General features: G+C 73.5%; 13 protein-coding genes and 2 riboswitches. Of the genes, 4 read left to right on the plus strand and 9 right to left on the minus strand.

All coding sequences use genetic code 11. The features are described from left to right. The first annotated feature begins 153 nt into the window (after positions 1-153). On the plus strand, positions 154-1,578 hold the full coding sequence (locus tag ACZ4UX_RS08425) for a glycosyltransferase 87 family protein (RefSeq protein ID WP_359802625.1): 1,425 nt from the start codon (positions 154-156) through the stop codon (positions 1,576-1,578). Here ACZ4UX_RS08425 and ACZ4UX_RS08430 read toward each other — a convergent pair. From ACZ4UX_RS08430 to ACZ4UX_RS08455, 6 genes are all read right to left on the minus strand, one after another. Beyond that, on the minus strand, positions 1,575-2,732 hold the full coding sequence (locus ACZ4UX_RS08430) for a hypothetical protein (protein ID WP_465706089.1): 1,158 nt from the start codon (positions 2,730-2,732) through the stop codon (positions 1,575-1,577). The two genes, ACZ4UX_RS08425 and ACZ4UX_RS08430, sit on opposite strands and share 4 nt — an antisense overlap. 32 nt (positions 2,733-2,764) lie before the next feature. After that, positions 2,765-3,823 carry a C40 family peptidase gene (locus tag ACZ4UX_RS08435; RefSeq protein WP_465706090.1) on the minus strand — a complete coding sequence of 353 codons (1,059 nt, stop codon included), beginning with the start codon at positions 3,821-3,823 and terminating at the stop codon, positions 2,765-2,767. Positions 3,824-4,048: 225 nt separating this feature from the next. Beyond that, the gene (locus ACZ4UX_RS08440) at positions 4,049-5,197 is read right to left on the minus strand and encodes a C40 family peptidase (RefSeq protein WP_465706091.1); all 1,149 of its coding nucleotides are present in this window, start codon (positions 5,195-5,197) and stop codon (positions 4,049-4,051) included. A 10-nt stretch (positions 5,198-5,207) separates the two neighbouring features. Beyond that, a riboswitch (cyclic di-AMP (ydaO/yuaA leader) is annotated at positions 5,208-5,361 on the minus strand. A gap of 323 nt (positions 5,362-5,684) precedes the next feature. Continuing rightward, the gene (locus ACZ4UX_RS08445; protein ID WP_329487301.1) at positions 5,685-6,728 is read right to left on the minus strand and encodes a C40 family peptidase; all 1,044 of its coding nucleotides are present in this window, start codon (positions 6,726-6,728) and stop codon (positions 5,685-5,687) included. A 212-nt stretch (positions 6,729-6,940) separates the two neighbouring features. After that, entirely contained in the window at positions 6,941-8,485 is a 1,545-nt protein-coding gene (locus tag ACZ4UX_RS08450) for an NYN domain-containing protein (protein WP_352287055.1), read from the minus strand. A gap of 76 nt (positions 8,486-8,561) precedes the next feature. After that, positions 8,562-8,813: a hypothetical protein gene (locus tag ACZ4UX_RS08455; protein ID WP_329487305.1), complete on the minus strand. Its 252-nt coding sequence runs from the start codon at positions 8,811-8,813 to the stop codon at positions 8,562-8,564. A 202-nt stretch (positions 8,814-9,015) separates the two neighbouring features. Here ACZ4UX_RS08455 and ACZ4UX_RS08460 point away from each other — a divergent pair, with 202 nt between their 5' ends. Next, positions 9,016-9,798, plus strand: coding sequence for a rhomboid family intramembrane serine protease (locus tag ACZ4UX_RS08460; RefSeq protein WP_465706092.1), 783 nt, complete (start codon positions 9,016-9,018; stop codon positions 9,796-9,798). 41 nt (positions 9,799-9,839) lie between these two features. Beyond that, positions 9,840-10,121: an Lrp/AsnC ligand binding domain-containing protein gene (locus tag ACZ4UX_RS08465; protein ID WP_329487307.1), complete on the plus strand. Its 282-nt coding sequence runs from the start codon at positions 9,840-9,842 to the stop codon at positions 10,119-10,121. A 10-nt stretch (positions 10,122-10,131) separates the two neighbouring features. Here ACZ4UX_RS08465 and ACZ4UX_RS08470 read toward each other — a convergent pair whose 3' ends face one another. From ACZ4UX_RS08470 to ACZ4UX_RS08480, 3 genes are all read right to left on the minus strand, one after another. After that, entirely contained in the window at positions 10,132-11,496 is a 1,365-nt protein-coding gene (locus ACZ4UX_RS08470; protein ID WP_465706093.1) for an aminotransferase class V-fold PLP-dependent enzyme, read from the minus strand. Between the two features lie 51 nt (positions 11,497-11,547). Continuing rightward, positions 11,548-11,665: riboswitch (SAM riboswitch) on the minus strand. A 147-nt stretch (positions 11,666-11,812) separates the two neighbouring features. Then, positions 11,813-12,889, minus strand: a complete 1,077-nt coding sequence (gene trpD / locus ACZ4UX_RS08475) for an anthranilate phosphoribosyltransferase (RefSeq protein WP_465706094.1) — start codon at positions 12,887-12,889, stop codon at positions 11,813-11,815. 122 nt (positions 12,890-13,011) lie between these two features. Next, positions 13,012-13,437 carry a hypothetical protein gene (locus ACZ4UX_RS08480; RefSeq protein WP_329487310.1) on the minus strand — a complete coding sequence of 142 codons (426 nt, stop codon included), beginning with the start codon at positions 13,435-13,437 and terminating at the stop codon, positions 13,012-13,014. 395 nt (positions 13,438-13,832) lie between these two features. Between ACZ4UX_RS08480 and ctaE the strand changes: the two genes are divergently transcribed. Next, positions 13,833-14,453 (plus strand): aa3-type cytochrome oxidase subunit III, encoded by a 621-nt coding sequence (gene ctaE, locus ACZ4UX_RS08485; RefSeq protein WP_073923280.1) that lies wholly within the window; start codon positions 13,833-13,835, stop codon positions 14,451-14,453. Positions 14,454-14,589: the final 136 nt, after the last annotated feature.

Below are 14,589 nucleotides of genomic sequence, written 5' to 3' on the forward strand. Positions count from 1 at the left end.
CGCGCACGGCAACCGTTTCTCCCCCGGGTCTGTCCTAGAACCTAGGCAGCCGGTGCGGCCCCGCCGAACGTGGCGCCGCGCCCGGCACCGGCCGCCCGGGCGTCCGTCGCGCGACGCCTCCGGTGGGACGTCCGAGACGAACGAGGGAGCGCAGTGGAGTTGGCCCCGGCCACCAAGTCCGGTTCACCCAGCGGCGCCGACGGCCCCGGCACGGCGCTGGCCGTCCGCCAGGAGCCCGTACCGGCCCCCACCGGCCCCTCCCGGCGTACCGGGGCGCTCTGCGCGCTCGGCGGGACGTGGCTGGCCTCCCGGGCACTGCTGCTGCTGCTGGTGACCGGCGTGCTGCGGATGGCCGGCGGGGACATCACCACGGACGTCTGGCTGATCTACCACGGCTGGTACGGCGTCCTGCAGACCGGCACCTTCCCGCTGGACGACGTGACCTGGCAGTACCCGCCCGGCGCCGCCCTGGTGATCATGCTGCCCGGGCTGCTGCCCTGGTCGTACCTGGTCTCCTTCTGGGTGATCTGCGGGCTGGCCGACGCGGTCGCGATGGCCCTGCTGGTGCGTACCGGCCTGCGCAGGGGCCGGGCCCTGACCGGTGCCTGGGTCTGGGTGGCCGGCGTGCCGCTGCTCGGTCCGATGATCTACAACCGGTACGACGTCATCGTCACCGCCGTCGCGGTGGCCGGCCTGCTGGCGCTGATCCGCCGCCCGGCGATCGGCGGCATCCTGCTGGGGCTGGGCGGGATCATCAAGATCTGGCCGCTGATCGGCCTGATCGGCACCCCGTCCGGCCGCCGCACCCGCCGCTCCTGGACCGCCGCCGCGGCCACCGCCGTCTCGGTGGGCTTCCTGCTGGCGGCCGGGATGAACGGCGCCTTCGAGTTCCTGACCTTCCAGAAGGACCGCGGCGTCGAGGTGGAGTCGGTCGGCGCGCTGCCGCTGCACTTCGCCCGGATGGCCGGCGCCTGGGACGGCAGGGTGACGATGAACTACGGCTCGGTCGAGATGCTCGGGCCGTGGGTGAACGTGGTCGGCAAGGTGATGCTGGCCGGCAGCCTGCTGGGCTTCGCCTGGCTGCTGCTCTGGCGCTTCACCGCCAAGCGCCGCAACGCGGCGACCATGTACGACGCGGCGCTGGCCGCGCTGCTGATCTTCACCGTGACCAGCCGGGTGATCAGCCCGCAGTACCTGGTCTGGCTGGTCGGCGTGGCGGCGGTCTGCCTGACCGTGCGCGGCACCAGCCAGCGCCCGGTGGCGCTGCTGGTCCTGGCCGCGACGCCGCTGACCGTGGTGGAGTTCCCGCTGCTCTTCAGCGAGCTGGTCGGCAGCGAGCCCTGGGCCGTCACCGCGCTGACCCTGCGCAACCTGCTGCTGCTGGCCGCCACCGGGCTCTCCTGCGTCCGGCTCTGGCGCTCGACCCGCGGGGCCGCCCAGCTCCCGCCGACCGTCGTGCTGGACCGCGCGGAGCCGGAGCCGGTGTCGGCGAACGGCTACCCGGTGCGCCCGGGGATCGCGTACGAGCAGGACCTGCTGGACGGCATCGACCGGCCGCCGGCCCAGCGGCGGCGCTAGGCCGCCAGGCGGCGGACCTCGGTGACCCAGAGCGCGGTGAACTCGGCCAGTCCGAGGCCCAGCTCGTCCCGCAGGACGCGGTCCGACTGCTCCTCCCGGCCCGCGCCCGCGCCCGCCGCGCCGACCGCCCGGTAGTAGCCGACCAGCCGGTCCGGCCCGAAGCGGCGGGCGATCAGGTCGCAGGCCAGCCAGGCCTGCTCGTAGGCCTGGGCGATGCCGTCGGCCCCGGCGGTGAAGTCCCGGTCGGCGGGGAGCGCCGAGGGCACCCGGCCGGCGGCGACGTCCCGGGCCAGCTCGGGGGCGACCTGCCGGGGGGAGCGGCCGGAGTCCCGGTAGCCGGTCCAGTCGGCGACGCCCTCGGAGAGCCAGAGCGGCGTCCAGGCCCGGGTGTCGGCCCGGGTCGCCACATGCACGGCCTCGTGGGTGATCACCACCTGGCGGCCGAAGTCGCTGAGCCCCCGGTAGGCCCCGGGGTTGACCAGCACCCGGTCGGCCGGGGTGTGCCGGGGGGCGCCGGGCGCCGCGGTGGTGACCGCCACCATGCCGGTCCAGCCCGCCGGGTCGGCGTCCAGCAGCCGGCCGAACTGCTCCTCGGTGGCGGGCAGCTCCAGGAGCAGCCGGCCCGGCCAGGCGGTGCCCCAGAGCGCGGTGACGGCCGGGACGGCCCGGTCGGCCACGGCCGTGAGCTGTGCCGGGTCCGGGCCGTCGGCCAGGCCGAGCACCAGGCAGTGCGCGCCGGCCGCCGCCCGGACGGTCCCGAAGTCCCAGAGCGGCGCCGGCCCGTCCGGGCCGTCCTCGCGTTCGACCCGCCAGCCTCCGCCGGTCCGCCACAGCTCCAGCCGGCGCGGGTGGACCACCGGGTAGGCGTCGTAGCCGGTCACCCGGACGGTCAGTTCGGCGGTGGCGGTAAGCCGGTCCGGCCGACCGGCCGGACCGAGCACGAGGTTGCGGTAGGCCGCCTCCACCGGGGGCGCGGACGGTCCGGCGGTCAGCGTCCGGGCCCGCTCGGCCAGCAGCGCGGCCACCTCGGCCCGCTGGTCCGCCACCGCGGCCACGGAGGCCGCCGGAGCCGCCCGGGGCAGCGACAGCTGGGCCAGTCCGCCCGCCGCGAGCAGCAGGGCCCCGCGCCGGGACAGTGCGCGGCGGCGTGTCACGGCATCGGCGGGAGGGGTCGGGACGGGCCGGCTCAGAGCCGGATCACCTCCGCGACGGGCATCGCGTTGACGCTCTCGTAGCGGACCTTGGCGCCCGGGTAGGGGGCGTGCACGATCACCCCGCCGCCGGCGTACATGCCGACGTGGTGCCTGTCCCGGTAGAAGATCACCAGGTCTCCCGGTCGCGCGTCGGAGATGCTGACCCGCCGGCCGGCGTACGCCTGGGCCTGCGAGGTGCGCGGCAGGGTCACTCCGGCCTGCCGCCAGCTCCAGTACATCAGACCGGAACAGTCGAACGCGCGGGGCCCGGCGGATCCGTACACATAGGGCGAACCGATCATCCGCACGGCGGCGGCCAGCGCGGCCGCGCCGCGTTCGGAGGCGGGCGGGGCCGTGCCCAGGTCGAGGCGGTCGGTGCCGCGGGTGGCCCGCTGCTCGGCCTCGCGGGCGTCCTGGGCCACCATCCGGGCCCGCTCGCCCGCCCCCAGGCTGTTGAGCAGCCGCTGCGCCTTGGCCAGCCGCTGCTGGATCTGCTGCTTGCTCTCGGCCAGGGCCCGGCGGGTCTCCTCCAGCTCGGAGAGCTTCATCGAGGCCTCCGTCCGGCGCTGGTCGAGCCGGCGCTGACGGGCCACCACCTCGTGCAGCGTCTCGTTCTGCCGCTCGGCGGCCTGGTCCAGGCTGCGGGCCTTGGAGAGGTAGCCCTCCGGGTCGGTGGAGAGCATCAGCTGGACGGTCTGCGCCATCCCGCCGCCCCGGTACTCGGCGCCGGCCACGGTGGCGAGGTCGCCGCGGAGCTCGTTGAGCTCGCCCTGGGCGACGGCGACCTGCTGCTGGAGCGTGCCGGTCTCGTGCTGGAGGCGCTGCTGGACGTCCAGGGCGGCGTTGTACTTCTCCGAGGCCTGCTCGGCCTCGTCGTACAGCTGTTCCACCTGCGCCTTGACGTCCTTGCGGTTCGACGGCCCGTCCGGCGTGCCCGGGGCGGCCTGGGCGGCACCCCCCGTGGCCACCCCCAGCGCGGTGGTGGCCGCGGCGGTCAGCACCAGCGCACGGGCGAACGCGCCCGGCAGGGGGGAACGGCGGTGCACGGCCATACGACGGTAACTCCGATCCTGCGACCCGGCCCCGCCGCCGCACCGGTGCGGGCGGCTGTCGAGCGGGAGTCCGGTGGCAGACGTTAGCGAGTCCGGGCGAGCGAGTCCAAACCCCTCCCAACCCGAATATTTGACCCGCAATCGGACATCAGCACGGTCCGGCATGAAAGCCGCAGGCCCGGCCTCCCGCGAGGGGAGACCGGGCCTGCGGGAGCAGACGTCGGATCAGACGCGCACGATGGCCGAGATCGGCAGCATGCTGGCGGTCTCGTACCGGACGTTCGCGCCGGGCTTCGGCGCGTGGATGACCTGGCCGCCGCCCACGTAGAGCGCGACGTGGCTGCGGTCCGCACGGTAGATGATCAGGTCGCCGGGCTGGGCGTTGGCGATGTTGGTGCCCACGTTGGTACCGGCGGTGGCCTGGGACTGCGAGGTGCGCGGCAGCGACACGTCCGCCTGGGCGTAGGCCCAGCTGGTCAGGCCGGAGCAGTCGAAGGAGCTCGGACCGGCCGCGCCGTAGACGTACGGGGCGCCCAGCTTGCTCTCCGCGGCGGCGATCGCGGCGGCGGCGCGCGAGCCGTTGGCGGCGGGCGCGGACGGCGCGGCGGCCGCGGGCTTGGCGGCCGGCGAGGACGGGGCGGGCAGCTGGTCGCGGGTGTTGTCGCGGGAGGCGCGGTCGGCATCCGCCTTGGACTTGGCCTCGGCCTTGGCGGCGTCCGCCTTGGCCTTTGCCTCGGCGGCGGCCTTCTCCTCGGCCGCGCGCATCGCCTGGCGCTCCTGCTCGGACAGCGAGTTGTACAGGTCCTGGGCCTTGGCCAGCTTGCCCTGGACCTCCTCCTTGGAGGCCTTCAGCTGCTGGGTGGTGGCTTCGAGCTCGCCGAGCTTGCCCTGGGCCTCGTTGCGGTCCTGGTCGAGCCTGCGCTGCTGCTCCTGGAGGTCCTTCAGCGCGCCGGACTGCGTGCTGCCGGCCTGGTTGATGGCACCGGCCTGGCTGAGGAAGCTGTCCGGGCTGGACGAGAGCATCAGCTGCACGGTCGGCGATATGCCGCCGTTGCGGTACTGCTCGCCGGCGATCTCGGCGAGACCGCCCTGGGCCTCGGTCACCGCGGCCTGCTGACGGGCCACCTTGTCCTGCAGCTCACCGACCTGCTTCTGCAGCTCCTGCTGCTTGGCCTGGGCGCCGTTGAGCTTCTCGGTGGCCTGCTCGGCCTGCTCGTTGAGCTGGTCGATCTGCTCCTTGACCTGATCCTTGGTCGGCGTCGGGTCGGCGTGGGCGCCGGACTGCGCGGAGAGCGCGACCGCCGCAGCAGCGACACCGGTCAGAATCGAGACCCGGGCGCGGCCGGCGGGCTTGGGACGACGATGGGACGCCACGAAGGCGGACTCCTTCTTCCTACGTCCGCCTACCGGGTGAGCTGACGGGTTCGGGCCGGAAGCGTGCCCTACGACGCCTCACCGACCGCACGACGGTCGACCTGGCGCCGATTCACCCCGGAGGAACATGGTTCCCCGGCTCCGTTCCACAGCGCCCCCGACTACTGGACTCCCCGACGGGCAGATGCTCTGCCCCGCTGCTTCACGAACTCGGCGGTAAACCTCCGCCGCCACCCCTGCTGGGTGATCGACTGTGCGGTGGTTCGAGGCATGACCCTAGTAACAGAACCGTGATCCGTTCAAATCCTTGTCAGAAAAATGCCGGAAGAATATCCAAGTTCATTTGTGAATATGACCGGGTGTGATCACGCGCCCACATGGAGCTGATCGTTTGTCATGATGCGGCCGCAGACACCGACGCCACCCCCGGTTCCGGGGGTGGCGCGGATCACAGGGCCGGATCCCGGCCCGTGGGCATGTCGGTCCGTCAGACCCGGCGGATCGCGTTGATCGGCATCGCGTCGGCCTTCATCACCTTCACCACGTCACCGGTGTGCGGCGCGTGGACCACCATCCCGTTGCCGATGTACATCCCGACGTGGCTGCGGTCCGGGCGGTAGATGATGAGGTCGCCCGGCTGGGCGTCGGCCAGCGAGGCCACCTTCGAGCCGTAGTTGGCCTGCGCCTGCGAGGTGCGCGGCAGCGAGACGCCGGCCTTCGCGTACGACCAGACCATCAGACCGGAGCAGTCGAAGGAGTTCGGGCCGACCGCGCTCCAGACGTACGGCGAACCCTGCTTGCTCATCGCGTTGGCGACGGCCTGCCCGGCGAAGCCGCTGCCCTGCGGCAGGCTGCTCAGGTCGGTGCGCTCGCTGCCGCGCGAGGCCCGGTCGGCCTGCTGCTGGGCGGCCTTCAGCGCGGCCCGGTCGGCGGCGCTGAGCGAGTTCAGCAGATCCTGGGCTTCCTTGAGCTTCTTGTTGACCTCGGCCTTGGACTGGTTCAGGTCCTTGGTCGTGCTGTCCAGCGAGGCGAGGACGGCGGCCGCCTCGGCCTTCTGCTGGTCCAGCCGGCGCTGCTGGTCCTGCAGGCCCTTGAGCGCCTCGGTCTGGCTGGAGCTGGCCTGCTGGACGCTGGCGGCCTTGTCCAGGTAGCCGGACGGGTCGGAGGCGAGCATCAGCTGGACGGACGGGTCGATGCCGCCGGTCCGGTACTGCTCGGCCGCCACCTCGGCCAGCCCGCCCTGAAGCTGGGTCATCTGGTCCTGGCCGCGAGCCACCTGGTCCTGGAGCTGGTCCGCCTGCTTGCGCAGCTGGTCCGCCCGCTCCTTGGCACCGTTGAACTTCTCGGTGGCCTGCTCGGCCTCCTCCTGCAGCTGGTCGACCTGCGCCTTCACGTCCTCCTTCTTGGGGGACGGGCTGGGCGCGGCGTGAGCGCTGACCTGGGCCGAGAGGGCGACCGCGGTCGCAGCGGCAGCGGTCAGCACGGTGACCCGTGCACGGCTCGACTGCTTGGGACGGCGGTGGGTGGCCAAGTGACCGGCTCCTTCTTCCAACGGACTCACCCGAACGAGTGAGAATCCGGAAAATAGGTTTGACGCCAGACCCTAGTGAAGATCCACGCTTTGCGCCACTCCCCCGATGGCGTGAACTCCCGCTCCCCGCCATGACTTCACGGGATCCACACATCCCCGCAAACCGGGCGCTGACCAGGCGTCATCTCCTGCCGGCCGGCCCCCGGCCGAGGTCAGGGCCGGGCCAGTCGGTTCAGCAGCAGCACCGAGGCTACAGGGCGCGCGCCCGCCTTCCGCACGCCCTCCGCGACCTCCCGGTCGGTGGAGACCACCACCACCGGCCGGCCCTGCGGCTCGGCCCGCACCAGGCGGCGGATCAGTTCGTCGGCGGTCTCCCCGGTCCGGCTGAACCGCACCCGGACCCCGCGCGGCGGCGCCAGGATCACCGGCACGTCGAGGTCCTGGCCGTCGAACACGCAGGTCACCTCCGCCTGCGTGCGCTGGGCCAGCATCGCCAGCCCGCCCAGCAGCCGGATCCGCTGCTGCTCCAGCGGGAGCGCCGGGTAGCCGGTCTTGGTCACGTTGTAGCCGTCCACCACCAGGTGGACCTGCGGGATCGCCAGCAGCTGGTCCAGCAGCGCCGGGTCGTCCTCGGCCAGCCCGCGCCGCGCCACGTCGTGCGGCGAGGCCGAACCCGGCACCACCGCCTCGACCAGGTCGGCCGGGCGGATCTGGGAGACCGGCAGGGCCAGCTCCCGCTGGAGCCCCTGCGCCGACTGCAGCACGGTGTCCAGCAGCAGCCGCAGCCGCATGTCCTCGACGCTGCGCCCCTCGCGGGCCGAACGGCGGCCCTGCTCGGCGGCGTTCTCCAGCTCGGAGATCCGGTGCCGCAGCCGCCGCGCCTCGCTCTCGGCGGCGCCGCGCTCGACGCCCGTCTGCGCCTTCAGGGCCTCCAGCTCCCCGGTGACCCGGCGCGTCTCGGCCTGGGCCCGCCGGGTGTCGCTCTCCAGCGAACGCACCTTCTTGCGCAGCGACTCCACCTCCTTGCGGACGTCCTCCGACTCGGCCCGCTGCCGGTCCAGGTCCGCCCGGGCGGCCGCGCGCACCTCGGCCAGCTCCGCCTGCAGCTTCTCGGCCAGCCGGGCCGCCTCGGCCGCCGCGCCCTCGGCACCGGCCCGCTCGGCCTCCTCGCCGGCCTCGACGACCAGCCGGCTCCAGCCCGCCGACCGGACCAGGTAGGCGGCGGCCGCCACGTCCATCGGATCGGCGGCGCCCGGCACGCTGCCCGACTCCAGCGCCCGGACCAGGTCCGGCTGCCCGAGCCGCAGCCGCTCCGCTATCCGCACCCGGAACGCCGGCTCGGACTCCAGCGCCGCGGCGAGCGCGGTGGCGGCGTACTTGGCCCGGCGCGCCGGGGTGAACTTGGCGTACGGGCGCAGCGTCTGCGGCAGCTCCGCGACCGGCAGCCCGCCGAGCGCGTCGGCGGCGAGGCCCACCACACGCCGGCGCACCCCCTCGGGCAGCGGCCGGTCGAGCTTCTCGGCCGCGCGGGCTGCCGCCGGCTCCTCACCGCCGGAGCCGCCGGCCTCCTCGCCGTCGACCTCCTCGGCGGGGGCGCCGGTGCCGGGCGCGGCGGCCTCGACCGCGTCCGGTGCCTGCGCGTCCACAGCGGGCTGCCGCCCCTGCGGCCCGGCGGGCTCCTGCGCTGCGTCCACCACGTCCTCGGCTCCGATCCTCGCCAGCGGGGTACGGCCGTCGGCCGTACCCCTGGTCGTCACGCTCCGTGCGCTCTGTCTGTATTGTCCCGCGCGGCGGACAGCCGTGCCGCGCACCGTCCACCGCGCGGGGCGGGCATCAAGCCTGCTCGGCGGCCTCGGCGCCCGGACGGGCCACCAGTTCGACCTGGTCCACCGCGTTGCACCAGCGGCAGCGCACCGACTCGATGGTCTCGCTGTGCACCTCGGTCTCCTCCACCTTGGACTCGCCGGCCAGGTCGAAGTGCAGGAACTCGGTCACCCGGGCGGTGCGGGTGACGTCGAAGCGGGTCAGGTTGCCGCACAGGGTGCAGCGCCAACGCGTCTCTGCGGTCAGGGCGGGGACGGTCATCGGGGGTCCTCTCGGGTGGTCCCTGGGTGGGCTCAGGCGCTCCCCCCGGAGCCCCGGCATCGGCGGCGGGAGGCGGGATTGCCCGCCCCAAGCCTATTGCCTGGGGCAACCACCCCGGCCACCGGTCACGGCGACCGCGGGGGTGGTCCACCTGCCGTACAGCGCGGTGTCGCCCGGGCCGGACGGAGGGATGCTTGGTCGCATGGCGATCCCGGTCCTCGACCACACCGGCGCGCGGGACGGCCCCCCGGCCGCGCCCGTCCCGGCCGTCAGCTACGCGCTGATCGCGCTGAACGTGCTGGTCTTCCTGCTCGGCCCGGCGGCCGGGCTCAACCCGCTGTACGGCCGCGGGCAGGACCGGGTCTGCGCGGAGCAGCGGTACGAGCAGCGCTGGGGCGCCGTCCCGGCCGAACTGCTGGCCGGACGGCCGCTGAGCGCCGAACAGGTGGCCGAGGCCCCCGACCCGGTGCCGGGCTGCCCGGCCGCCCCGACCCCCGGCAAGCACCCGGCGATGTCCGTCCTCAGCGGGCTCTTCGTCCACGCCGGCTGGCTGCACCTGCTGGGCAACCTGCTCTTCCTCCAGGTCTTCGGCCCCACCGTGGAGGCCCGCTTCGGCCGGGCCCGGTTCGCGCTCTTCTACCTGGCGGCAGGCTCGCTGGCCACCTACGGCTTCGCGCTGGCCGAGGCGCACTCGGCGGACTCCACCCGGGTCCTGATCGGCGCCTCGGGGGCGATCGCCGGCGTGCTCGGCGCCTACCTGAGGCTGCACCCGCGGGCCCGGGTGACCACGCTCGTCCCGCTGCTGCTCTTCCTGCCCCTGCGGTTCCCGGCCTGGCTGGTGCTCGGCCTCTGGTTCGCGCTCCAGTGGTGGTCGGTGCACTCGGCGGGGCCGGGCGTCGCCTACCTGGTCCACGTGGTCGGCTTCTCGGCGGGGTTCCTGTACGCCTGCACGCTGGCCACCCGCCCCTCGCGACGGCCCCGCTGACGCCCGATACCCTGGCGGCACCTCACAAAGGAGCCCGAACAGTGATCACCGCCATCGTCCTGATCAAGACCAGCGTCGACCGCATCCCGGAGATCGCCGAGGCGATCGCGGCCATCGAGGGCGTCAGCGAGGTCTACTCGGTCACCGGCGGCTACGACCTGGTGGCGATGGTGCGGGTGCGCCGGCACGACGACCTGGCCGAGGTGATCCCCGGCCGGCTGAACAAGGTTCCGGGCGTGGCCCACACCGAGACCCAGATCGCCTTCCGCACCTACTCCCAGCACGACCTGGAGACCGCCTTCGCGCTCGGCCTGGGCGAGTAGCCTCCCCCGTTCAGCCCTCGCGCCGGGTGTCCGCGACGCAGCGGCCGCCCTCGTTGCGGTAGTTCCAGGCCGCGCCGTCCGTGACCAGCTCGCGGACGGCGGTCAGGAACCGGTCGATGTGCTCGTCCGGGGTACCCGCGCCGAAGCTGACCCGGATCGCGTTCAGGCTGCGCTCCCCCGGCAGCGACGCCTCCGGCGCACCGCACTCGGACGGCGCCACGTCCTCGTCGCCGAGCAGGGTGCGCACCAGCGGGTGCGCGCAGAACAGGCCGTCGCGCACCCCGATGCCGTACTCGGCGGAGAGCGCGGCCGAGAAGTGCGAGCTGTTCCAGCCCTGGACGACGAAGGAGAGCACGCCCACCCGGGCCGAGTCCGCGCCGAACAGGTTCAGCACGCGCACCTGCGGGACCTCCGCCAGCCCGGCCTTCAGCCGGGCGATCAGCTGCCGCTCGCGGGCCTCCAGCGCGTCGAAGCCGGCCTCGGTCAGGGCCCGGCAGGCCGAGGCGATGGAGTAGACGCCGATCACGTTCGGCGAGCCGGCCTCGTGCCGGGCCGGGCCGGTGTGCCACTGCACGGCCACCGAGCCGTCGGCCTCCCGGGCGACCGTGCGGGTGGCGCCGCCGCCGGCCAGGTACGGCTCGGCCTCGTCCAGCCAGTCGGCCCGGCCGGCCAGCACCCCGGCGCCGAACGGCGCGTAGATCTTGTGGCCCGAGAAGGCGATCCAGTCCACGCCCAGCTCGCGCACCGAGACCCGGTGGTGCGGGGCGAGCTGCGCGGCGTCCAGCACCACCCGGGCGCCGTGCCGGTGGGCGGTCTCGGTGAGCTCGGCGACCGGCCAGAGCTCGCCGGTGACGTTCGAGGCGCCGGTGACGCAGAGCAGCTTGGGGCCCTCGGGGGCCCCGGCCAGCGCGGCGTCCAGCGCGGCGACGGCCTCGGCGTGCGAGCGCGGGGCGCGCAGGTAGGTGACGCTCAGCCCGGCGTGGCGCCAGGGCAGCAGCGAGGCGTGGTGCTCGGTCTCGAAGGCGAAGACCCGGGTGCCGGCCGGGACGGCGCCCGCCAGCAGGTTCAGCGAGTCGGTGGTGGCCCGGGTGAAGACCACCTGGTCGCCCTCGCGCAGGTCGAGGAAGTCCGCGACGGTGCGGCGGCTCTGCTCGAAGAGGTCGGTGGAGAGCTGGGAGAGGTAGCCGGCGCCCCGGTGCACGCTGCCGTAGTAGGGGGCGTAGGCGGCGACGTCGTCCCAGACCCGCTGCAGCGCCGGGGAGCTGGCGGCGTAGTCGAGCGCGGCGTAGGTGACCTTGTCACCGTTGACCAGCGGGACCTCGACGTCGTGGCCGAGGACGGGGAGCGGGGCGCAGATCTCGGTGGCGACGGACATGGGGGTGCACTCCTTCGACGGGTAAGGACCCCGGAGGTGCGTGTCAGCCGGCGTCCGCGCTTGTCACGCGGACGGTTCGCCGCGAGACCCGGTCCTCACCCAGGGCACCCCGCCACGGACGGAGGGTTGCCGGACAGCCAGCTGGGGCTTGACGCTGTCACTCATGACCTGGCGAAGACTCTAGGTCGCGTCCGCCGAGTGGTCAAACAGGGGTCCGCCATCCGGACAGCGGTCCACCGCCGGGGCCCTGCGACGCCCCCGCCGGACGCGCGAAGGGCCCGCGGGGAGGCATCCCCCCGCGGGCCCGACCGCCGCTTCACACCCGGGTGGTGGCCTCCGACCAGCGCCGCAGCAGATCCTGCGCGGCGCCCGAGTCGATGGCCGCCGCGGCCCGCTCCATCCCGGCCGCCAGCTGCTCGGCGAGCGGCGCGTCGGTGAGGTCCAGCGCCACCAGCGCCGTCGCCGTGTTCATCAGGACGGCGTCCCGCACCGCCCCGCGCTCCCCGGCCAGCAGCCGGCGCGCGACGTCCGCGTTGAACGCCGGGTCCCCGCCGCGCAGCGCCTCGATGCCCACCAGCCGGACGCCGACGTCGCGCGGGTCGAAGGAGGTCTCGGTGACCTCGCCGTCGCGCACGATCCAGACCCGGGAGGTGGTGGTGACGGTCAGCTCGTCCAGGCCGTCGTCGCCGCGGAAGACCAGCGCGGTGGACCCCCGGCGGGCCAGCACCCCGGCGATCAGCGAGGCCAGCCGGGTGTCGAAGCAGCCGATCGCGTGCGCGGTGACCTTGGCCGGGTTGGTCAGCGGGCCGAGGGTGTTGAAGGCGGTCGGCACCCCGAGGCCGCTGCGGGCCGGGGCGGTGTGCCGCATCGCGGGGTGGAACCTGGCCGCGAAGCAGAAGGTCAGTCCGACCTCCTCGGCCACCTCGGCGACCCGCCGGGCCGAGAGGTCCAGATTGACGCCGAGCTTCTCCAGCACGTCCGAGGAGCCGCTCGCCGAGGAGGCCGCCCGGTTGCCGTGCTTGACCACCTTGGCACCGGCCGCCGCGGCGACGATCGCCGACATGGTCGAGATGTTGACGGTCTTCGCCCGGTCGCCGCCGGTGCCCACGATGTCGACCGCCGGGCCGGGGATGGAGAGCGGTTCGGCGTGCGCGTACATCGAGTCCACCAGGCCGACGATCTCGTCCACCGTCTCGCCCTTGGCCCGCAGGGCGACCATGAAGCCGGCCATCTGCACCGCGGAGGCCTCGCCGCTCATGATCCGGTCCATCGCCCAGGCGGTGTCCGCCCGGTCGAGGTCCTCGCCCCGCAGCAGCGCCGACAGGATGTCCGGCCAGGTGCGGATCACCTGCACGGGGTCCTTGCCGCCGTTCGCAGGGTTCACGTTCACCATGGCTGACTCCAGCTCTTGTCGGTTCCCCGAGGGGTTCTCCGTAAGGATGGAGCCAGCCTATCGAGCGGCGGGACGCCTCCGCCCCGCCGTCGCCTTCACTTCTCTCCCACTGAGACGCGGTCCTACCGGGCGGCCGGCGCCCGCTTCGCCAGCCGGGCCCGGAGCAGCGTGGCGGCCGCCTCGGCCAGCGCCACCGGGTCCACCGGGTGGGAGATGGCCGCGTCGGCCCGGCTCCAGGCGGCCAGCCAGGAGTCCTGCGGCCGGCCGATCACCACCAGCACCGGCGGGCAGCCGTAGATCTCGTCCTTCAACTGCCGGGCGAGCCCGAGGCCGCCGGCCGGGACCGCCTCGCCGTCCAGCACGCAGAGGTCCACGCCCCCCTTCTCCAGTGCCTTCAGCACCGCGGGGGTCGTCGCGCACTCCAGGTAGGTCAGCTCCGGCAGATCCTCCGCGGGCCGGCGGCCGAGGGCCGTCAGCACCTGCTCGCGGGTGTTGCGGTCGTGGCTGTAGACGAGAACGGTCAGCGTCTCGTCGGTGGTGTACGCCATGGGCCCTGCTCCCTCAAGTGTGATCCGGACCACGTTCGTCTCAACCCGGATGCTACTCCCGATCACCGCCCGCCGAGCCACTCCCGCGCGATCCATCTCAAGCCGCCGCGCCCACGGCTCACCCGCCCGGAGGACAGGCCGTCACCCCCGCAGTCGCGGTCCACCCGTACGGCCGACCCGAGGGCCTTTCCCTTACTCCCGGCGGACCCCGAACGAGTGGAGCGACACGCTGGGCATCAGGGTCGAAGATGCCTTCGAAGAACCGTCAGAAAAGGGACACGCCCCTGCTCAGCCGCCATCCGGGCGTCCCGGCGGGCCCCACCGGGGCATACCGCACGCACCGGACACTCCGAGGGACACCCCCCGGCGTGAAGACGGAATAAGGGACCGACATAATGTCCGTCGTGGCGACAGCAACAGCAGTAGAAACCGGGCACGCGCACGGATCGGTCAACCGGCCGAACATGGTCAGCGTCGGAACGATCGTCTGGCTCAGTTCCGAGTTGATGTTCTTCGCGGCCCTCTTCGCGATGTACTTCACGCTCCGCTCCGTCAAGGGAGCCGAGTTCTGGAGCGAGAAGGCGCACGCCCTCAACGTGCCCTTCTCCTCGGTCAACACCACGATCCTGGTGCTCTCCTCTCTCACCTGCCAGCTCGGCGTGTTCGCGGCCGAGCGCGGGGACGTGAAGAAGCTCCGCTCGTGGTTCGTCATCACCTTCGTGATGGGCGCGATCTTCATCGGCGGCCAGATCTTCGAGTACACCGAGCTGGTCAAGAAGGACGGCCTCTCGCTGTCCTCCGACCCGTACGGCACGGTGTTCTACCTGACCACCGGCTTCCACGGTATGCACGTGACGGGTGGTCTGATCGCCTTCCTGCTGGTCCTCGGACGGACGTACGCAGCCAAGCGCTTCACGCACGAGCAGGCCACCGCCGCCATCGTGGTGTCGTACTACTGGCACTTCGTCGACGTCGTGTGGATCGGCCTGTTCGCGACCATCTACCTGATCAAGTAACCAGCTGATCAGGTCGCTGGCCACCGGCTCCGGGTCCCGCCCTCACCGGCGACGGCCCGATTTGCCGGTGCCTACGCTCCCAACCGACCGACCGCGCGCGCAGCCCTAGACAGGCAGCCTCGTGCCGGCCAGACCG

This window comes from Kitasatospora sp. NPDC028961 (genome assembly GCF_055564815.1).